This is a genomic window from Bifidobacterium felsineum (genome assembly GCF_002802915.1).
Lineage (GTDB): Bacteria > Actinomycetota > Actinomycetes > Actinomycetales > Bifidobacteriaceae > Bifidobacterium > Bifidobacterium felsineum.
In genome coordinates this window covers 859,273-879,514 of the sequence record NZ_PEBJ01000001.1, presented here as the reverse complement: position 1 = coordinate 879,514, position 20,242 = coordinate 859,273, and the positions used below count along the sequence as shown (strand labels likewise).

14 protein-coding genes are annotated in these 20,242 nt (G+C 56.5%); 7 read left to right on the top strand and 7 right to left on the bottom strand.

The annotated features are described in order from the left end of the window. Positions 1 to 52: 52 nt before the first annotated feature. The 6 genes from CSQ86_RS03555 to CSQ86_RS03530 form a co-directional block, all read right to left on the bottom strand. Complete coding sequence (locus CSQ86_RS03555) at positions 53 to 922, bottom strand: TrmH family RNA methyltransferase (protein ID WP_100493680.1); 870 nt, start codon at positions 920 to 922, stop codon at positions 53 to 55. A 210-nt stretch (positions 923 to 1,132) separates the two neighbouring features. Beyond that, the gene (locus CSQ86_RS03550) at positions 1,133 to 1,960 is read right to left on the bottom strand and encodes an energy-coupling factor transporter transmembrane component T family protein (RefSeq protein ID WP_100493778.1); all 828 of its coding nucleotides are present in this window, start codon (positions 1,958 to 1,960) and stop codon (positions 1,133 to 1,135) included. Between the two features lie 74 nt (positions 1,961 to 2,034). Beyond that, complete coding sequence (locus CSQ86_RS03545; protein WP_165773717.1) at positions 2,035 to 3,561, bottom strand: ABC transporter ATP-binding protein; 1,527 nt, start codon at positions 3,559 to 3,561, stop codon at positions 2,035 to 2,037. Next, positions 3,561 to 4,160, bottom strand: coding sequence for an ECF transporter S component (locus tag CSQ86_RS03540; RefSeq protein WP_100493679.1), 600 nt, complete (start codon positions 4,158 to 4,160; stop codon positions 3,561 to 3,563). The genes CSQ86_RS03545 and CSQ86_RS03540 overlap by 1 nt, the downstream gene beginning before the upstream one ends. Positions 4,161 to 4,472: 312 nt before the next feature. Beyond that, positions 4,473 to 9,152 (bottom strand): Ig-like domain-containing protein, encoded by a 4,680-nt coding sequence (locus CSQ86_RS03535; protein WP_100493678.1) that lies wholly within the window; start codon positions 9,150 to 9,152, stop codon positions 4,473 to 4,475. 189 nt (positions 9,153 to 9,341) lie between these two features. Then, positions 9,342 to 10,709 (bottom strand): dipeptidase, encoded by a 1,368-nt coding sequence (locus CSQ86_RS03530; protein WP_100493677.1) that lies wholly within the window; start codon positions 10,707 to 10,709, stop codon positions 9,342 to 9,344. Positions 10,710 to 10,791: 82 nt separating this feature from the next. Between CSQ86_RS03530 and CSQ86_RS03525 the strand changes: the two genes are divergently transcribed. The 4 genes from CSQ86_RS03525 to glnA all read left to right on the top strand — a co-directional run bounded on the left by CSQ86_RS03525 (position 10,792) and on the right by glnA (position 15,605). Next, complete coding sequence (locus CSQ86_RS03525) at positions 10,792 to 11,412, top strand: DUF3043 domain-containing protein (protein WP_100493676.1); 621 nt, start codon at positions 10,792 to 10,794, stop codon at positions 11,410 to 11,412. Positions 11,413 to 11,552: 140 nt separating this feature from the next. Further along, positions 11,553 to 13,040, top strand: coding sequence for a dihydrolipoyl dehydrogenase family protein (locus CSQ86_RS03520; protein ID WP_100493675.1), 1,488 nt, complete (start codon positions 11,553 to 11,555; stop codon positions 13,038 to 13,040). 75 nt (positions 13,041 to 13,115) lie between these two features. After that, entirely contained in the window at positions 13,116 to 13,898 is a 783-nt protein-coding gene (locus CSQ86_RS03515) for a DUF4191 domain-containing protein (protein WP_100493674.1), read from the top strand. 270 nt (positions 13,899 to 14,168) lie between these two features. Further along, positions 14,169 to 15,605: a type I glutamate--ammonia ligase gene (glnA, locus tag CSQ86_RS03510; RefSeq protein ID WP_100493673.1), complete on the top strand. Its 1,437-nt coding sequence runs from the start codon at positions 14,169 to 14,171 to the stop codon at positions 15,603 to 15,605. 107 nt (positions 15,606 to 15,712) lie between these two features. On the opposite strand, the gene CSQ86_RS03505 is transcribed toward glnA, so the two are convergent. After that, positions 15,713 to 16,087 (bottom strand): hypothetical protein, encoded by a 375-nt coding sequence (locus CSQ86_RS03505; protein ID WP_100493672.1) that lies wholly within the window; start codon positions 16,085 to 16,087, stop codon positions 15,713 to 15,715. 68 nt (positions 16,088 to 16,155) lie between these two features. On the opposite strand from CSQ86_RS03505, the gene CSQ86_RS03500 reads away from it, so the two are divergent. The 3 genes from CSQ86_RS03500 (at position 16,156) to CSQ86_RS03490 (ending at position 20,128) form a co-directional block, all read left to right on the top strand. Further along, the gene (locus tag CSQ86_RS03500; protein ID WP_100493671.1) at positions 16,156 to 17,115 is read left to right on the top strand and encodes a cation diffusion facilitator family transporter; all 960 of its coding nucleotides are present in this window, start codon (positions 16,156 to 16,158) and stop codon (positions 17,113 to 17,115) included. A gap of 271 nt (positions 17,116 to 17,386) precedes the next feature. Further along, the gene (locus CSQ86_RS03495) at positions 17,387 to 18,232 is read left to right on the top strand and encodes a PDDEXK family nuclease (RefSeq protein ID WP_100493670.1); all 846 of its coding nucleotides are present in this window, start codon (positions 17,387 to 17,389) and stop codon (positions 18,230 to 18,232) included. A gap of 306 nt (positions 18,233 to 18,538) precedes the next feature. Beyond that, entirely contained in the window at positions 18,539 to 20,128 is a 1,590-nt protein-coding gene (locus CSQ86_RS03490; RefSeq protein ID WP_100493776.1) for an ATP-binding cassette domain-containing protein, read from the top strand. Positions 20,129 to 20,242: the final 114 nt, after the last annotated feature.

Sequence of the window (20,242 nt, the reverse complement as noted above, 5' to 3'; positions counted from 1 at the left end):
TTCGATGATTACTCAACGCGGTTTTCTAATGTTTGCAGCGTATTTTCCAAACTCACATTGTTTCAATATGACCCGACATAGCCAAGCTCATCAGCATGACCGCAGCCGAAGTGCCAAGGTTCAATGATTCGGCTTTTCCGTAGAGCGGGATGGAAATAATACGCTGGCATTGCTCAAGAATTTCAGGCTCCAAACCGCGCGCTTCGTTGCCGAACAGCACAGCTTTACCGGCTGCCACTGCGGAAGCGTCCGCCAGCACTTGAGGTAGGCTTTCCGGCTTGTGGTTCTCGGTACCATACACATCGGCTGCCCACACGTCCATATTATGGTCAGCGGCCCAGCTGAAGAACTCCTCAGTACCCATCTGCAGCACAGGAATATGGAACAACGAGCCGACTGTGGAGCGGATCACCTTGGGATTGAGCGGATCAACGCAATCATCCACGAAAATGACGGCATCGCAGCCGGCCGCATCGGCCGCACGAATCACCGTGCCGGCATTACCGGGATCGCGGACCTGCCAGAACGCAGCGATCTGCGGATTCTTCTGCAGCTCCACATCCTCAACCTCAGTATGCATCGCGCGCGCATTGCCCACAGCCAAAATACCTTGTGCGTCCTTGCTGATATGGCGGATGACATCGCCGGTGCACTGATGCACATAAATCGTGGCATCCTGCGATTTGTCCACGATTTTTTCCAATGTGGACGAAATGATGCGCGGATGTTCCAGAGCCTGGGAGACCTCCACATACAGGTCCTGTACTGCATCCGGTCGCCAGGTGACGGCTTCGCGCACCGCCTGTGGGCCTTCAATGAGGAAGCGACCCGAACGTTCGCGACCTTTGGCACGCGCAAGGTCAGCGATGCGGCGCACACGGTCCGACTTCGGATTATCAAGAATCTGGGCATTAATCGGCATAGGCCTTAGCCTACCGCAAGGATGTACAGCGGAGGTGACGGAAAGCATGCATCACAAATAAATGGTCCTGCACTATTGGCTACCCCTCAGTCAGCTGCGCTGACAGCTCCCCTGACAAGGGGAGCCGAGAAAAACTAAGCACCTTGGAAAGCACTGTGCTTGTTGACGCTTTTCAAGCACCCTGAAAAGCACTGTGCTTGTTGACGCTTTTCAGGCACCCTGAAAAGCGAAATGCCAATTGCCGGTGGCGATGGCTAGGGCCAGGGCGGCGAATGGGATGGAAAGGCAAATGGCGTAAAAGACCCAGTCAATGGCATGAAGGCTCGAGACGCGCGCTTGGGAACGTGGAGCGTCGGAGCCGAAGCCTCGGGCTTCCATTGCGGTTGCCAGCTTGGTGGCGCGGCGGATGGAAAGCACCAGAAGGCCGAATGCCTGAGAGAGCGCACGCATTATGGCGTTGCCATCACCAAGTCCACGAGAGCGCTGAGAGAGACCCAGAGCACGCCAATCATCCTGCAGCAAAGTGAACATGCGCAGGCCTGCGAGACCGCCGTACACGAATCGCGGTGAGAAATGGAGGATTTCAACCAAGCCGTCCGCCAAATCGGTGGGATCGAGTCCCAGAGCCAGAATCACGCCGGGTACGGCGATGGCGGCCACACGAATAGCCGTGGCAAGAGCCAGAGGGAACGAACCCTCGGAAATCACAATCCAGCCGGCGGACCACAGAATCTCGCCGGAGACTCGTGCATACAGAAATACGGAGATAAAGCTGCCGAGTGCGGCAATCCACACCGGCCACGTCTTGCGGCATACGGTCCACGGTGCCACGCCGCCGATCCACAGCAGCACGAATTCAATGGCAAGCGCACTGGATGCGGAGACCAAATCTAAGCTGAAGAACATCGGGATGCACAGCAGCAGCGCTCCGATAATGCGGCTCACCGGATTGATGCGTGCCACGAACCATGAGGGCGAAGCCGGCTTAAACGGCTCCACGCGGCTGTCTTGTGGGCTGACCGTCACATAATCGGAGATTGTTGCGGTTTCGGTTTTACCAGAGACAGCACTATCAGTCTCATTCGTCTGCACGGTAATCTGCACGGGTTCGCTCATGCTCGGCTCCCCTCTTGGAACATCACACGACGTGCACTCAGCGCATTCACCAGCGCTTCATCGTGCGTCACCATGATCACGCAGGAACCTTGATCGCGAATGGCTGCGATGAGCTTGACCATCTCTGTCCAAGTGGTGAAATCCTGACCAAATGTCGGCTCATCCATCACCAAGACTTGCGGCGCAGCGGCCAGCATCGAGGCCACGGAAAGGCGTCTTTTCTCACCGCCGGACAAGGTATATGGGTTCGCCTGTGCGAATCGCGTCAGATTCATGCGTTCGAGCATGGAATCCGCAATGGCATAGGCCTCTTCCTGGGTTTTACCCATCGATTTCGGGCCTACGGCCACTTCGTCGCGTACGAAGTTCGCTGCGAACTGGTGTTCCGGCTCCTGGAACACCATGCCGATGCGGCCAAGGAGTTCACGGCTTTTCCATGTAATCGGCTCACGACGATCTGCCCGAGGCGCAAGATTCTCCGCGATCAGTACTTGCCCATCAACCGGTGGCAGCAATCCGGCCAACGTCAGCGCGAATGTTGACTTGCCGGCACCGTTCGGACCCATCAGAGCAGTGACTTCGCCAGGATAGAAATCAAGATTGATACCAGTACCCAGCGCACTGCCTCGGCCGAAGCTTAAGTTGCGGCAGCTCAACACTGGCGTATGTTCGTCGGTCTGGGAAGTATCGGCGGTCACATTGCGCACACGTACAGCCTGAGATGCGGCCGATCCCGGGCGATAGTCGGGAATAGTGCGCCCCGGTACCCATGCGCCACCGGAAGCCAGCACATCGCCCATTGCAGCGAACACTTCATCAGGCTTGCCATCGGCGATGACCGCACCGGCTGGAGAGCCTGGCTCAGGACGGCCAAGCACAATCACACGGTCGACCATATCCAGCCACACATCAATATGGTGTTCCACCACTACCATCGTCTGGCCGGTCGATTCAACGACTTTCTTCACCGCGTCATGCACTTCGACCACGCCTTCGGGATCGAGGTTCGCGGTTGGCTCGTCAAGCAGCAGCAGTCCCGGCTTCATGGCGAGCACGCCGGCCAAAGCCAGACGCTGGCGTTGGCCACCGGAAAGATGACGAGTGGAACGATTGAGGTCGAGGTCTCCCAAACCGACAAGGTTCAGGGATTCGCGCACACGCTGCCAAATCTCCTCACGTGGCACGTTCAGGTTTTCACAGCCGAATGCCGCGTCATCGCCCAATCGTTCAAGAATGATCTGCGAGTCCGGGTCTTGGAGCACCAAGCCCACGCGGCCTCGCGCTTCGCGGGCGTCCACGCCGTCGATGGTCAGCGAGCCTTCCTGCTCACCTTCCTCATCGCCGCCAAGCACGCCTGCGAGCCCAGCCATCATTGTGCTTTTGCCAGCGCCCGAAGCGCCGAGTAAGAGTACACGTTCACCTGGCTGGATAGTGAAATCAACGGCACGCAACGCGAAATCCTTACGCGTTGCGTGCCTCCAGCCCCAGCCGTTGGCTTCAACGGCGGCCGGTTGTACCTGCATCAGACGCGAGCCTGAGCGCGGCCGGACTCGAAGCGATCAAGCACGCCGGTGGCTGCGATCGCGCGAGAGAGGAACCACACCACGATGCCGGCGATCACGAGGCCGGAGATGATGGAACCAACGAGGTACCAGGTGACGCGCAGGCCGTTCCAACCCGGGTTGGTCGCCCAGTAGTAAGCCCAGCAGCCAACGCCGGCCAGAGCGCCGGAGAGCAGGGTGGTGCCGATGTTCCACTTCTTGTAAGCGAACACGGCGAAAGCGATTTCAGCGCCAAGGCCCTGGATGATGCCGACGATCAGAGAACCGCCAACGCCCCACTGGTTGCCCAGGGTGAGCTCGAGGAAAGCGGCAAGGGTTTCAGCGAACAGTGCAGCACCCGGCTTACGCACGATGATGGCGGCCAGCGGGCCGGCGAACAGCCAGAAGCCGTTCAGCAGGCCTTCGAAGCCCGGGGTAACGCCTTCGAACAGGGTCAGCGGGACAGCGCAGACGATGTCCCAGCCCCAGAAGATAACGCCGGATGCAACGGCGATGATAGCGGCGACGACGATATCAACAACACGCCACTTGTAGTTGGCCTTAGCCACAGCTTCAGTCATGATTGTGCCTTTTCTTCTCTTCTCATGTGATGTCGGGTTGCGAAATACTCAACATCGCTTGGGTTCAGGCACGGGTATGTAAGAGCGACAATTCCGTGACGAACGGCATTACCCGGTCACGTTCCATCGGTCGAGACTTGTATGTCTCCTCTCAGCCGCCTTAAGGCAGCTCCCGTGTCAACTCCATGACTATAAGGCAAACCGCCGCCAAAGGCAATAACTGTCGTAAAACTTTGGAATAAATATAGGGTCGGACTCCGGAAACATCCGAAGCCCGACCCTACGTGTGCCTTCCTAGTTAGACACTCCTAGTCAGCGACGCTGGCGTTTGATTGACAAAGCGATACCAGCGACAAACAGCAGCACGGTCAGGCAGGCAATGCCGCCAATTGCAACGCCTGTGTCGGAAAGAGGCGTCTTATTTGGCTTCTTGCCAGCGTTATCGTTATTGTCCTTACCGTTGTCTTTACCGTCATCCGGTTTCGTGGACGAGCCAGCCTTGACGGTTACCGTTGCAGTAATCGGGAAGGTGACGGTGGACGTTTGCACGGCACCATCGGCAAGACCGAACGCATCGGCAGGAACAGTGACAGTACCAGTAGCAGTGAACGTGCCAGCCTTGGCCAGCAGCGCGGAATCAATCTCATTCCACACCACCGCCGCAGCAATCTTGTCACCATTCGACCAGACAACATCCACCTCAGAAGGCAGCTCAGGAGCCACACCCACCTCGGTTGTCGCCTCGATCCTACCATCGTTGGCCAGCTTGACCGGAGTCGCAGGATCGACATGCACCTTGACGGTCACCTCGTCATCCCAGCCAGCGACCGAACCCTTAAGCTCGAAATCACCACCGGCCAGAGCCATATACTTGTCCTTGTCCAGCTTGTCCCATGTGACGCTCACTTGAGACTCGGTACCATTCGACCAATGCGCGGTCAGCGTGGCAGGCAAATCAGGCTTCACACCCGACTGGGTAACTACCGTATCCGCAGGCGCATCCACACCGGTAATCGTCGCGGCGAGAACGGTCACCGTAATGGTTACGGTCGCATCCTTGCCATCGATTGTGATGCCCTGGACGTTGCCGGTCACCTTGAAATCACCTGCAACCGCATACTTGTCTGCATCGATGGACGGCCATTCGATCTTTTCATTGGAAGTTTCACCGTTCGACCAGACCACTGCCGCGTACTCCGGAAGTACAGGTGCAATTTTCTCCTCCGTCGAAGTATCGGAAGCGATCACACCGGTCGCCTTCGCGGCCTTCACATGCACGGTGAACGGAATGTCGGCATTCCAACCATCCACACGACCGGTCAGGGCAACATCATGCGCAGTACGCGGATGATTCCAACCATCAGGCAGCATCAACGGCACATCGACAGTCGAAGTCTTGCCATCGTTCCACGTCAGCGTCACCTTACCGTTGACAGCCGGCTTCGGATCCGCATCAGTGGCAGTAGCGACTTCGATGCTTTTATCCGAAGGAGTCACCTGAGTAATCGCGCGGGCTGCGACTTTCACAGTCACGGTGATGGTTGCATCAACGCCGTTGATCTGCACACCCTTGACAACGCCGGTCACATCGAAAGAACCTGCCGCAGCATACTGGTCGGCATCAATCGCCTTCCACTCGACCTTCTCAGCGGTGGTCGTGCCATCGGACCAAGTAACGGTCGCCTTCACCTTGCTCAAATCAGGAGCATTCGTGGCAATCGTCTCCACTGCGGTCTCGGTCGGCTCAACCTTGATGGCCACCGCATTGCCAACGGTCACCTTGACGGTGACGGAATCGCTATAGCCGTCCACGCTCACCGTGCCTTTGACCTCGAATGATCCGGGCTTGGCAAAGTCGCTGGATTTGATTGCGTCCCACTTAACATCTACCGTCTCCGCGTCGCCGCTAGACCAGACGATCGTGGCCTGCTTGGGCAGCTGATCGGTCGGATTCACACCGGCCGGCGTGGACAGTTCGGTCACATCAACCGTAGCCGACTTGATGGTGGCATGTTCGACGATAATCGTCTGTACCGCCTTCACGTCGTTTGAACCATCCACGGTGCCTTTGAGCTCGATGGTGCCGCCCTTGGGGCCCTTCCACGTATCAGGCATGGAGTCCCAAACAACGTTCACTCCATCACGCGTCAGACCGTTGTCGAGCTTGACCTTCACCTTGGTGGGCAGCTTACCAGTCGGATCAGTGCCAGCAGCAACCGTAATATCCTGCAGCTTTTCAACCGATGCAATCACGGCATCGGCGAGCACATACCTGCCAGCATCGTTCTTGGCAAATTTCTTGTCATCGGCGATGGTGCTCTGGCCGGGGTTCTTGGCGTAGGTGCCGCCAGTAATGTACCTCGTATATGCCTGATCCTTATCGAAGGATGCCGGGCTTACGTCGAAATCGCCGCCTGTGATGGCGAGCTTATTGGTGCCGGCAAGGGCGGAAATCGCCACGGTGGCCTCCCTGTAAGTACCGCCGCTGATAGTCAACGACGCACCATCCGCCTTGGGCAGAACGAAGATGGCCGCCTTGGTGACGGAGAAATCACCGCCATTGACGGTCAATGCGCCTTCAACGGAAGCAACCGGCGCGCCGGTGCCCTTGTAGGCGCCATTCTCAATGGAGAGGGAGCCCCCTTTGGCCACGTCGAACATGACATGCAGGTCATCGTTATCTTCGTCGGCTGCGACCGAGTTGGTTATGGTACCGTTGCCGGCAACGGTCAGCTTGCCACCGTTCTTGACAGCGAATTTGAAGCCTGCAGTCTTAACCGTCTTACCGTTCAGATCAAGTGTGACATTCTTACTGATTTCAATATCCGCAGTCAAAGTATCGTCATCCTGCACGGCGATGGTGTCACCCGCTTTAGCCGCCTTGAAGGCTTTGGCAAGCGAAGTGTATTCCGCGATGCTGCCATCAGCCTTGGTAATGGTGGCAACTACATGCAGCTTGGCACCGAACGTGCCGTCCGCGTTCTCCTTGACCACATAGTCCTTGGCAAGTTCAACTTCGGTAGGACGTACGTTGAATGTGCCACCGGAGATGGCGACGGACGGGGTGCCGTTGGTACTGGGCTTGAGATCACTCACACCTTTCTTGTTACCGGAGGTGAAGGTACCACCGGTAACAGTAAGCTGGCCATTGTCGAGTGCACGCAACGCGTAGCCCTTTTCACTGACGACTTTGGCATCGCCGCCGATGGCGGTCTCACCCACGTCACCGTTGGTGCCCTTGATGCCGGAAGCGCCGATTGGGAACAGCGGTGCGGTGATGCTGCCGCCGGTGATGCTGGCCTTATGATAAGTCAGCACAGCATAGAAGTTGTCAACTGGCTGGGTAATTGTGCCACCGGTGACGTTGAGCACGCCCCAGTCATCATTCTTGACGGTGATCTTGCCGCCGGTGAGCGTGCCGCCTTCAATGGTGAGGGTGGCGCCACCATTGGCTCCGTAGGCATTGGCCGTAGCATCGCCATCGTTGTCGGAGGTGCTGTACCAACCGTTGGCCACGAGGCTGGAATTCATGCCGGTATTCTTGTCGGCGAACTTAACGCTGGACGGATCCTTGACAGTCATCGTGCCGAAATTCTTGAGCACATAGTAGGAGTTGCCGCCTGAGCTGGCCTTATCGGTGTCTGGGTCGTAGGTGCTCGCCTCCTTGGAGCGGGTGTAGTTGCCGCCTGCGAGCGTCGCAGTGGCGCCACCGTAGTTGACGACCGCCGCCTTGGAGTTGGAAACGTTGTCAACGGTGCCGGTCTTCGCTGCAGAGGAATCCGTGATGGTGAGTGTACCCTTGTTGACGATGGTGTGCTTACCGTCCTCGTTGGTGAGCGTGTGTCCATTCAGATCGATGACGATGTTCTGGTCTACTGGAATGGTGAGGGCAGCGGTAGCGTCATTGAGCAGCTTGAGTGTCTCTCCATCCGCAATTGCGTTAAAGGCTTCAGACAGTGTCTTGTAGTAGTCAGTCATTCCATCGGCATGCACGACACCAGCCTGCAACGTGGTGTTGGCATAGGAGAAACCCGTGTTGTTCTTCACCTCAACTGGACCGTCCAAGGCTTCGGCGGAAGAAACCACCAAGCCGCCGTTGGCCACGTTGAAGCTATTGTTTTCCAACGTGACGTTTCTGGTCGGCGCTATGCCCGTACCAGAGCCGAGACCGATACCGGCATAGCCGGAGAAAGCGTTGCCTTTGACGGTAAGCGTATCCACGTTCCGCAACCAGGCACCATACGCGTTTCCGCCTGAAACCGGAGTCACCGTGTTACCTTCGAGCGCTAGATTGGTAATAGCATATTCACCATTGGTCACATTGCCACCGCCGATGACGAAATATGCGTAGGCTTTGGTAATCGAGGAGTTCAGCGTATTGCCCTTGATGCTGATATCTGTGGCTCGGATATCTGGCGTATAGGCGAATCCGATGCATTGGACCGTGGATGTAACCGAATCGGTCACGTTGAACGTATTGCCTTCGATGTTCAAGCCGGATACGGTCTTCTGAATATAGATGACCGCCCATGTGCCGTTTGCGGTTACGTCGAAGACGTTATTGCGGATACTTATATTCTTGTTGTTCGCTCCATTCACATGGATTTGCACACCCGTGCCGACGAAATTGAGGTTGCTCACGGCAACGCCATCATTGTTGCCGGCAAACGTGACGCTGCCGCTGAGCTTATGACCGTTTCCTTCAATAGTCAGACCGCTTTTACCCGATATGGAAACATTTTCGGCTGAATCGGACTGCAACGTCACCGTGACGGCACCCGCCTTGATAGCCGCAGCGATGGTAGCATATCCGTTGCCGTCCTGATCGGTCACCGCAGCGTCAGAGGCAACGCTTATCTGATTGCTTGCCTGACCACTGGAGACCGGACTGGAATCCTTGGCATATGCTGCAGGAATGCCAAACCCTAACATCGCAATTGCCGCAATCGACGCGACAGCTGCTTGTAGACCTTTATATACATCGTTGCCCATGGGCTAAAACCTCTCCCCTTTGTAGCGATGCATTTGCAAAAATGCAAAACATTAGAGCGCCCCTGATAGAGCTGCTTTTAGACAGCGCAATAGGGACTCAGTTAGGGGGTAAGTTTACCGGAGACATATGAAAAACGGCTCCTTCGCAGCGAGTTGCAAAAGAGCCGCATATTCGATCGAGGAGTGATCCTACTTACCGAGCTTGGCAAGCAACAGCGCCTCGGTAATCACGTTGTGCTTCAGACCGTAGAGCGAGATGGACTCATTCGGGCTGTGCGCGTTGGCTTTCGGGTCTTCCGGACCGGTGACCAGCACTTGGGCGGATGGGAACAAGCGATGCAGCTCCGGGATGAACGGAATCGAACCGCCCTGGCCTTGATTGATCGGAGCAACACCAAACGCCTCTTCCATGGCTTGAAGCGCATCCTTGGTGGCCTCAGCATTCGGGTCCATAGCCCAACCCATGCCGTTCTCCAGCTTGGCCACTTCAACCTCGGCGCCAAATGGCGGATTGGCCATGAGGAATGCAGCCAGCGCATCCTGAGCCTCTTCAGGGCGCTGGTTCGGTGCGGTGCGCAGAGACAAGCGGAAACGGGTCTCCGGGGCAATCACATTGAAGGAGCCCTCCACCGGGTGAGCATCAAAGCCGATCACCGTCAGGCTTGGTTTGGTCCACAAGCGGGATGCCAACGAACCAGTACCGGCGAGCACATAGCCATCAACCGTACCGGCGTCGGCGCGCACACCAGCCTCATCAACATCCTGCTGCAAGCCGCCAATCGGCTCCTCGGAGGCAATGCCCGGCACGGCAATATCACCATTGGCGTCATACAGTGAGGCAATCAGCATGGCAGCCAGCGTATTGGAATCCAGGATCGGGCCACCATACTGGCCGGAGTGCACCGGATGCTTCAGGCCACGCACGGTCACGTCCACGCACGTGTTGCCGCGAAGCGAGGTGGTCAGGGACGGGATCTCAGCGGACCAGTTGCCGGAATCGGCCACGATGATCACATCGGAATCGAATTCATCCTTGTGCGCGGTGATGAACGGAATGAAGCTCGGCGAGCCCATCTCCTCCTCACCTTCGATGAAGACCTTGATATTCACCGGCAAATCATCACCCAAAGCCTTCAACGCACCAGAATGAATGGCAATGCCGCCGCCATCATCGGCGGAACCGCGACCGTAGAGTCGGCCATCAATTTCAGTGCCTACGAACGGATCGGTGTTCCATTCAGCCGGGTCCGGCACCGGCTGCACATCATGGTGAGCGTACAGCAGAACGGTCGGAGCACCCGGATCGACGATACGCGAGCCGATAACCTCCCAAGCGCCCGGAGTACCGTCCTCATTCGTGGCCTGCACCACCTTGGCATCGACACCAACCAGCTTGAGCTCCTCGGCTACGAACTCAGCCGAACGCTTCATATGCTCGGCGGTAATGCCTTTGGCGGAAACAGATTGCAGAGCAATCTTCCGGTTCAGCAGTTCGACAATGCGATTCCAGTCTTCTTCGACGCGCTCGCGCACCTGGTCCACGGTGAGTTCCGCCATGTGTTCTCCTTATATATAAGGGCGTTATACCAATGGTTACGCCTACACAACATGTGTCTGAACGTCACCGTAACCTCAAAGCATGACATGGAACCCGTTCAAGAAGGAAGAGGCCCAGACTCCAGTGGAGCCGGCCGAAGAGAAGAAAACCGATCCGTCCGCTGGTAAGGGCCGCCCGACCCCGAAGATGAAGAAGGCACAGGCCGCCGGCATCCGTCCGCTGGTCCCTGCCGACCGCAAGGCCAGCGCCAAAGCAGCCAAGGCCCGTATGCGCGAGCGCGAGAACCGCGAGTATGCAGCCATGCAGAGCGGCGATCTGAACAATATGCCGAAGTCCGAGCGTTTGCCCTGGCGCATTTACATCCGCGATTATGTGGATGCCCGCTTCAACCTGGGCGAATGGTTCATTCCTGTGGCATTCGCCATTCTGATTGTCTCCATGTTCGTCACTTCCGCAGTGCAGAACGCCTGGGCCTCCATCATCATGATGACCCTGATGTACGGCTACCTGATCGCCGTCATCATTGATGTGTGGCTGATGTGGCGCAAGCTCAAGGCCAAGCTCATCGCCAAGTATGGCGAGGCTTCCGTGGCCAAGGGCTCCCGCTCCTTCTCCTATGCATGGAGCCGCTCCATCCAGATGCGCCGCTGGCGTTTGCCGAAGCCGCGCTACGCCAAGCGCGGCCACTGGCCGGAGGATTAATCATTGATTCTCACTGATTGATCAGCAACGTTTGTTGTATCTCTTTTGCACTATGGCTCCCTATGATGGGAGCCATAGTCATATGGTGGGGATGATGGTCCGGCTCGCATAGGTACCGGCCGCGAACAAAGGAGTGCATAATGAGCGAGCAATACGATATAGCGATTATCGGCGCAGGTCCTGGCGGATATTCCACTGCGTTGCGAGCAGCGGAACTTGGGCTGAAGGTCGCTTTGATCGAGCGCGACGCCACCGTTGGCGGCACCTGTCTCAATCGCGGATGCATTCCTTCCAAAGCATTGATCACGGCCACTCATACCATCGACACCGTGCACCGGGCGGCCGAGCTTGGCGTCAACGCCACAGTCGATGGCATCGATTTCGGCACACTGCACGACTACAAACTGCGCATCGTCGACACGATGGTCCGCGGGCTCGCCGGTCTTTTGGCACATCGCGGCATTACCGTGTTCCGCGCGCTCGCATCATTCAAGGCCGACGAGACCGATGCCGACGGAAGGCATGCCGTGCATCTGGCCCCTGCTCCCGGCCAGGACGGCATAACCGTTTACCATAAGGCGGACGTGCCGGAGCCGGCCGGCACCAATATCGACATGGTGGCGAACCATATCGTTATCGCTACTGGAGCCAAGCCTCGCCCGCTGCCGAACAATCCATTTGCCGCGGCACTGATTGACTCCACCCAGGCATTGGAGCTCAACGAATTCCCCTCCTCAGCCGTGGTCATCGGAGCCGGCGCGGTGGCCTTGGAATTCGCTTCGATGTGGAATGCAGCCGGATCGAACGTCACGTTACTGATTCGAAAAGACCGTGTGCTCTCGAATTGGGATCGTCGTGCCGGAGTCACGCTGACTCGCGAGCTCAAGCGTCACGGCGTCAATATCATTACCCATACCGCTGTGACCCATGTGGATGTCGGCGCGAACCTGGGTGCCACTGTGCATTACACGCGCGACGGCGTTGACGGCGAGCAGCAGGTTTGGGGTGAAATCGCCTTGGCCGCCATCGGCCGTGATCCCAATACTGACCCGGCATGGGGCGTGTCTCTGACCGGGAATGGGCTCGTTGCCACGGATGCGTTCGGCAGAACCGATGTTCCCGGCGTCTGGGCTGTGGGTGACGTCACTGTCGGCCATGCGCTGGCGCATCGCGCCTTTGAGCAGGGCCTGGTCATTGCGGAGACCATCGCCGGTCTGCATGTTGCACCGGTAGACGAAGCGACCGTGCCGCAAGTTGTGTTCTCCTCCCCTGAAGCCGCATCAGTCGGGCTGACGTTGGATCAGGCGCAGGAGCGAGATGACCTGCTTGAGGTCAAGGAAACCGTGTACCCGATGATGGCCAACGCCCGTATGCTCATGCGTGGCACCGCCGGATCACTGACCGTGGTGTCCGGCTGTAGTCAAGACGACCCCGATACTCCACGAGTGCTTGGCGTGCATATGGTTTCTCCCCTGGCTTCAGACATCATCGCCGAAGCCGAACAGCTTGTTGGCAATCATGTGCCGCTCGCGGATGCCGCACGCCTCATCCATCCTCATCCCACGTTCAGCGAGACGCTGGGCGAGGCGCTGCTCAAGGCCGACGGACGCCCGTTACACACGCGATAATCGCAGACCAGCGCACCTGATACAGTTGTTTGCCAGTGTGTTCGTTTTGAAGACCATGCAGTAAAGGAAAGAGTGATGGCGGACAAGGAAGCAAAGCCCAAGAAGCAAAGCACAATCAAGCAGGTTATCCAGATCTACAAGTACACGGCCAAGGAAGACAAGGCTCTGCCGTGGCTTGAGGCCGGCTCCTTCCTGCTGCCGGTTGTGGTCATGATCATCATCGGCCTGATCTTCAAGTGGTCTTGGCTCACTTGGATCTTCCTGATGATCACCGCCGTGATGCTGGGTCTGCTGTTCGCCACGATGATGCTGACCCGCCGCGCGGATGCCGTGGGCTACAAGCAGATCGATGGCAAGCCGGGTGCCGCCATCGGCGTGCTCAGCAACATGAGCAAGGCCGGTTTCGACTTCCCGCAGGAGCCGGTGTGGATCGATCCGAAGACCAAGGACGCCATCTGGCGCGGCACTTCGATGAACGGCATCTACCTGATCGGCGAAGGCGACTACGGCCGCATCATGAAGGCCATGGATCGTCAGGAGCGCGAAATCAAGGGTGTCACGGCTGGCTCCTCCATTCCGGTCTACCGCATTCCTGTGGGCCACGGCCCCAAGCAGGTGCCGCTGGACAAGCTGCGCGACAAGGTGACCCACTCCAAGAGCTACGAGCCGACCAATCACAAGAACGCGTTGATCGCCAAGATCCACCCGCGTCGTCGCTTCCTGCTGACCAAGGCCGAGATGTCCACGCTGAACGATCGTCTGCGCACGCTGCAGGCCAAGACCGGCTACAACATCCCGAAGGGCATCGACCCCTACCATCCGCAGAAGGTCTCCCGTCGCGCGATGCGCGGCCGCTGATTTATTTATAGCGGATCTTCGACTGACCAAGCCCGGTCCATTCATGGTGAAGATGAATGGACCGGGCTTTTTGCATACACGAACTGTCCACGTTGCGGACGAAGTAAGCACGCCATCACACTCTTCCGAAAAATTCAATTCCTTGAAATTCCGCGGTTTATGAATTGCCATCAACCAGTACGAAACATTCTCGTAACCCAAGTTTCGAGCTTGCGAAACGCACGATTTTACGATGGATATCGTTAAATTCCACACGAAAGGAGCGGTCCCGTGACCGAACTCAAGTCCAAGGAAGACGCCGAGGCCCTTATCAATAAGGAAGGCATCGAGTATGTCTCCGTCCGTTTCACCGATCTTATCGGCGTTCAGCAGCACTTCACCGTGCCGGCTAGCGAGTTCCTGAAGGACGCCTTCACCGACGGCATGCCGTTCGATGGTTCCTCCGTCCAGGGCTTCCAGGCCATCAACGAGTCTGATATGAAGCTGGTGCCGGATGTCACCACCGCATTCGTTGATCCGTTCCGTAAGCACAAGACCCTCGACGTGGCCTTCTCCATCGTCGACCCGCTGACCGACGAGCCGTACTCCCGCGATCCTCGTCAGGTCGCCGGCAAGGCCGAAGCTTACCTGAAGTCCACCGGTATCGCCGACACCGCATCCTTCGCTCCTGAAGCTGAGTTCTTCATCTTCGACAAGGTTCGTTTCGAGAACGGCATGAACCGTTCCTTCTACGAGGTCGACTCCATCGAAGCTCCGTGGAACTCCGGCGTTGACGTTGAAGAAGACGGCACCCCGAACATCGGTTTCAAGAACCGCGTCAAGCGCGGCTACTTCCCGGTTCCGCCGATTGACCACACCCAGGATCTGCGCGACGACATGGTCGCCAACCTGCAGAAGGTTGGTCTGATCCTCGAGCGTTCCCACCACGAGGTGGCCGGCGCTGGTCAGCAGGAGATCAACTACCGCTTCAACACCCTGCAGCATGCAGGCGACGACCTGATGAAGTACAAGTACGTCGTCCACGAGACCGCTGCTCTGGCCGGTAAGTCCGCAACCTTCATGCCGAAGCCGATTGCTGGCGACAACGGCACTGGTATGCACTGCCACCAGTCCCTGTGGAAGGACGGCAAGCCGCTGTTCTACGATGAGAAGGGCTACGCTGGCCTGTCCGATCTGGCTCGCTGGTACATCGGCGGCCTGATCAAGCACTCCTCCTCCGTGCTGGCCTTCACCAACCCGTCCCTGAACTCCTACCACCGTCTGGTTCCGGGCTTCGAGGCTCCGGTCAACCTGGTGTACTCCGCTCGTAACCGTTCCGCAGCCATCCGTATCCCGCTGGCTGGCACCTCCCCGGCTGCAAAGCGTATCGAGTTCCGCGCTCCGGATCCGTCCTGCAACCCGTTCCTCGCCTTCTCCGCTCAGCTGATGGCTGGTCTGGACGGCATTCTGAACCACATCGAGCCTCCGGAGCCGGTCGACAAGGACCTCTACGAGCTGCCGCCGGAAGAGCACGCTGGCATCAAGCAGGTTCCGAGCTCCCTGTCTGAGGCCATGGACGCCCTGGAAGAGGATCACGACTTCCTCACCGCTGGCGACGTCTTCACCGACGATCTCATCGAGACCTGGATTGGCCTCAAGCGCGACGAGATCGATCAGGCTCGCCTGACCCCGACCCCGCTCGAGTACGAGCTCTACTACCACATCTGATAGGTAGTTTCAGGTCATGGTAAAACCCCAGTTGCTTAATGCAGCTGGGGTTTTACTGTTTCTTTCCTATTGCTGGATTCCTGATGCGCACAGGACACTGAAATGTCTTAGAACAACGGCTCCATACCTTCGGCTTGAGGCTTACGCACCTTGGTCACCCTGCCGGCGTAACGCGCATACACCAGCCAGCTGCCATCCTGATTCTCCATGCGGGCCTCAAATTTGCCGCCCTCGAAACCACGGCGCTCGCCATTGCGGATTTTCAACACCGCCTTATTGGCCGCCGCACGATTAACCGACTCGCCCACCTTATACCAGCCGGGATGCGCCTTCAGCCATGCCGCCAAAGCCGGACCATTGCGCTTGACCTGCGGGCGCGAGTCCTCCACCTGCGCATCATAACCTTTTCTACGGCATTGTTGCAGGAAATGCGCCGCCTCAAGCGGGTCATCAAAAGCTACCCTGATCGTCGTTTTTCCCATGAGTGGCTAGTATACCCTGAAAGTACGTTACAGGCGCCTATAATGCTGCCTCGAAAGAGGGAATCATCATGTCTGATCAGAAGAATGCAGGAGCCGCAGTCAAGGCTGCTCTGCTTGCCAATGTCGGTGTCGCCTGCGCAAAATTCGCCGCCGCGGCATTTACCGGCTCGTCTTCAATGTTTTCGGAATCCGTGCATTCGGTGGCTGATTGCGCCAACGAACTCGTGCTGATGTTGGGAGATAAGGCTTCTGATCATAAATCCCGCGGAGATCACCCATTCGGCTTGCATCGTGTGAAATATCTGGCCAGCTTCATTGTGGCAACGTTGCTGTTCTTCGTCGGCGGCGTCTTTGCGGTTTCGCAGGCCGCCGGCAAACTCGGCGGTCTGATTGAAGGCACCGTGCCGCGCGAGGCCGAATCGCTGGAATTGATCGCCGCATTGGTTGTGGTAGGTGTTTCCGCATGCTTGGAAGGCTATGGCCTGCATACTTCCGTGCATGAGGCCCGCGAACGTATGAAACGAGTCAAGGTTGAGGATAGTTCCTTGGTCGGGTTCTGGCGCCGCACCAAGTCGGCCGAACTCGCTTCAGTAATGATGGAAGACACACTGGCATTGATCGGCTTGGCTTTCGCAGGGCTCGGCATCGGCTTGTCCATTATCACCGGCGACGAACTCTATGATGCCATCGGTGGTATGCTCGTCGGCTTGGTGCTGGTCTGCGGTTCGGCGGCCTTGGCTTTTAAATCCGGTTCCCTGCTGGTTGGCGAAAGCCTTGACCCAAGCACGCGCGCCCAAGTGGTCAAGGCAGTGGAAAGCACCAGCGGCGTGGACCGCCTGATCAATATGCAGGCGATTCACATGGATGAGGATTCGGTACTGCTGTGCCTGAAAGTCGAGACCTCGAAGCTTGACCGTGATTTCGACGTGCAGACCGTCGATAAGATCGAGACCAATATTCGCGGCGCATTGCCGTGGTATGAGTGGGAGATCTACGTCGAGCCGGACATCTGGCGCGCTCAGCATTAGCTGCCCTTCCCACAGCGAATGGTTCTCAATAAGAAGCGTGCGGGGATTATTTGGGTGTAATCTCACATGATCAGGCTGGAATTCGCAGAACGAAGCCAATTTCAACCCTGTTCGGTTGTGCGTTTATGCGCGTTTTCCCCGCACGTTTCTTATTGAGAACCATTCGCTGTGGGAAAGTAATGTGGATAACTTCCAAAGCTCGAACCACATACCCCCAATTAGCTTGCAGACTATGCCCCAAGACATTTACCGTCGAGGCATGGTTTCCTTTATGAATGAGAGCATCGCCGCCAAGCGGAAAATCGAACGGGACCGATGCAATGAGGCAGCGCAACGAGCCCGTGGTCCATTACGCGTCGGGTTCACCAACGCCGCAAATTATTGGGGTGCACCAATACCTAAGAGTTGCGCACTTACCTTAGATACCGTCCACGCAACCGTGCCGAACGCATCCATGAGAAGCGAGATCAAAGGTGTGACCTTCCATGTATTTAAAGGCAAAGAGGAGTATCTCAAACGTGAATATGAGCAATTTTGGGTGACATCACCAGCTATGACATGGGCACAAATGGCGAAATATTGCAGTGTGGAAGAACTAGCCGCCTTAGGCTCAGCATTGATGAGCCGTCATCGCAGCCGCAAAGTCACGACACTCAATAAATTGAAAAAATATTTAGATACTAGCCCGAAATTCGTAGGCCGTAATACGTGCCTTGCCGCACTCCCCTACATCGTTGAAAACACGGATTCACCACCTGAGACAACATTGTATGGAACGCTTAACGACTCGGGCCTAGGTAAACCGATTCCTAACTACCGTATCAATTTCGGCGACAATTCCTATGTCATTGCGGATATGGCCTACCCCGATTGCAAAGTCGTGTTTGAATACCAAGGCGCATACCATGCAGATCCCGCTCAAATGCGCGCAGATATGGCACGCATCAATAAGCTGCAGACACGCGGATGGGTTGTCATATTAGTCACCGCCGATGATTTTCGTACCTCCGAAGCTCGCCAGCATTTTCTTGACATGGCGAAAACCATAGTCAATCGGCAACGACATCTTGTACGGTCAGCCCGGCTCTGGGATTTCCCCGCAGCAAATGGTTCTTAATAAGAAACGTGCGGGGAAAACGCACATAAACGCACAGATGCATAGGGGCTGAGAATGGCTTTATTCAGCCACTCCCAGCCCCTACCATGTGCGATTCGCCGGCAAAAATCCCCGCACGGTTCTTATTGAGAACCATTCGCTGCGGGATGTGCTATGCTGACATCGCAAAAGAAAGGACATACTAAGTTGCTGATCTGATAGCTGCGGATACCATGCGCATCGACGCGCACTGCCATGCTGCTATCAATCTGTATCCGCTGCCATCACTCGCAAAAAGGCAGTGCGCCCAACCATATGGAGGCGCTTATGCAACCTATCACCTTGTCCTTAAGCAATATCACTTTTACCTATCCGACGGCCGACAGTCCGCTCTTCGCTCAGGCCAATTGCACTTTCCCACAAGGTTGGACTGCGGTATTGGGCGATAACGGCATCGGCAAATCAACATTGATGGCAATCGCGCGAGGCAAACTCCGTCCTGATAGCGGTCAAGTGTCGCCCAATAATCTCGTGTTGAGCTACTGTCCACAAGATATAGCGGTCCGGCCCGTGAATCTGGAAGACTTCGCCGCCGATTGGCAGCCTGAAACCATTCGGATTCGAGAGCGACTCGGCATTGAAGATGATTGGGCATACCGGTATGACACCTTGTCAGGAGGAGAAAGGAAGCGTCTGCAAATCGCATGCGCGTTGATTTTGAATCCCGATGTACTGATACTCGATGAGCCGACAAACCATGTTGACGAGCCCACTCAGCAAGCCATCATTGAGGTCATGCGAAATTACCAAGGAATTGGCATCGTTGTCTCCCATGATGTGACGCTCATCGACGCCACCTGCACGCGCTGCATCATGTTTGAACGCAGGCACGTCAACGGGCGAAATCTCACCGAGATCATTACCTATCAGGGCAATTACAGTCAAGCCACGCAACAGAAGCACTGTAATGACCGTGCCGCTTCGCAACGGCTTGCCGATGCTCGAAAAGAGATCAGCCGATTGGAATCCGCACAGTCGCAACGATTTGCCAAGGTGCAGCAGATCGAATCCGCCAAGCAGCACGGAGAGCGCATCAATCCCAAGGACCACGACGCCCGCAATCGCAGGAATCTGGCAAAAATGACCGGACTGGACGCCGGAGTCAGTCGCTCATACGCGCAGCTCAATGGCCGGCTCGCCAAGGTCCGGCAAACCGGCGAAGCGATATCGACGGCATCCAAACGGTACGACGGCAATATTTGGCTGAATATCGAACCCAGTAGCAGACGCGAATTAATCCGCCTGAAATCAGAAGTCATTCCATTCAATAAGCAACTATTGCCGGAACAGCTTAAGGACAAATCGTTGACTATGGCGGCTCAATCAAGCAATGTCATTCGGCTTAATCCTCCACAGGATGGCGAAGCTCCTCAAGGAGTGAAAATACCATTGATCAGCATTGGTCCGCGTGACCATCTTGCCATTATTGGGCCAAATGGAGCTGGGAAAACAACATTGATACGCGCGATGATTGATGCTGCCATTGATATACCTATGCTGGTCATCCAGCAAAATACAACGCTTGCGGATACCGAGCGGGCTATGACATTGCTGCATGGTTTAAGCCAAGCCGATAAATCGATGGTGTTAAGCGCATACGCGCAGCTTAATGCAGATCCTGATCGGCTTCTTCAAGGTGAGGTGGCCTCCCCCGGTGAGCTGCGCAAACTGCTGCTATGCCTTGGACTGGTGAGTAAGCCGCAGCTTATTGTGATGGATGAGCCAACGAATCATCTTGATCTCAATTCCAAGGTTGCCTTCGCACGCACGCTCGGTAGCTACCCTGGCGCATTGATTATTGTTTCGCATGATGATTGGTTTGTGCGGCAGCTTACCGCAGCGAATGGTTCTCATTAAGAAGAGTGCGGGAAAAACGCACATAAACGCACAGATGCATAGGGGCTGAGAATGGCTTTATTCAGCCACTCCCAGCCCCTACCATGTGCGATTAACCAGCAAAAAATCCCCGCA

Excerpts from the sequence above, each read along its gene's own strand:
- CSQ86_RS03555 (WP_100493680.1), bottom strand. The coding sequence starts at position 922 with ATGCCGATTAATGCCCAGATTCTTGATAATCCGAAGTCGGACCGTGTG.
- CSQ86_RS03545 (WP_165773717.1), bottom strand. The coding sequence starts at position 3,561 with ATGCAGGTACAACCGGCCGCCGTTGAAGCCAACGGCTGGGGCTGGAGG.
- CSQ86_RS03540 (WP_100493679.1), bottom strand. The coding sequence starts at position 4,160 with ATGACTGAAGCTGTGGCTAAGGCCAACTACAAGTGGCGTGTTGTTGAT.
- CSQ86_RS03535 (WP_100493678.1), bottom strand. The coding sequence starts at position 9,152 with ATGGGCAACGATGTATATAAAGGTCTACAAGCAGCTGTCGCGTCGATT.
- CSQ86_RS03530 (WP_100493677.1), bottom strand. The coding sequence starts at position 10,709 with ATGGCGGAACTCACCGTGGACCAGGTGCGCGAGCGCGTCGAAGAAGAC.
- CSQ86_RS03525 (WP_100493676.1), top strand. The coding sequence starts at position 10,792 with ATGACATGGAACCCGTTCAAGAAGGAAGAGGCCCAGACTCCAGTGGAG.
- CSQ86_RS03520 (WP_100493675.1), top strand. The coding sequence starts at position 11,553 with ATGAGCGAGCAATACGATATAGCGATTATCGGCGCAGGTCCTGGCGGA.
- CSQ86_RS03515 (WP_100493674.1), top strand. The coding sequence starts at position 13,116 with ATGGCGGACAAGGAAGCAAAGCCCAAGAAGCAAAGCACAATCAAGCAG.
- CSQ86_RS03505 (WP_100493672.1), bottom strand. The coding sequence starts at position 16,087 with ATGGGAAAAACGACGATCAGGGTAGCTTTTGATGACCCGCTTGAGGCG.
- CSQ86_RS03500 (WP_100493671.1), top strand. The coding sequence starts at position 16,156 with ATGTCTGATCAGAAGAATGCAGGAGCCGCAGTCAAGGCTGCTCTGCTT.
- CSQ86_RS03495 (WP_100493670.1), top strand. The coding sequence starts at position 17,387 with ATGAATGAGAGCATCGCCGCCAAGCGGAAAATCGAACGGGACCGATGC.
- CSQ86_RS03490 (WP_100493776.1), top strand. The coding sequence starts at position 18,539 with ATGCAACCTATCACCTTGTCCTTAAGCAATATCACTTTTACCTATCCG.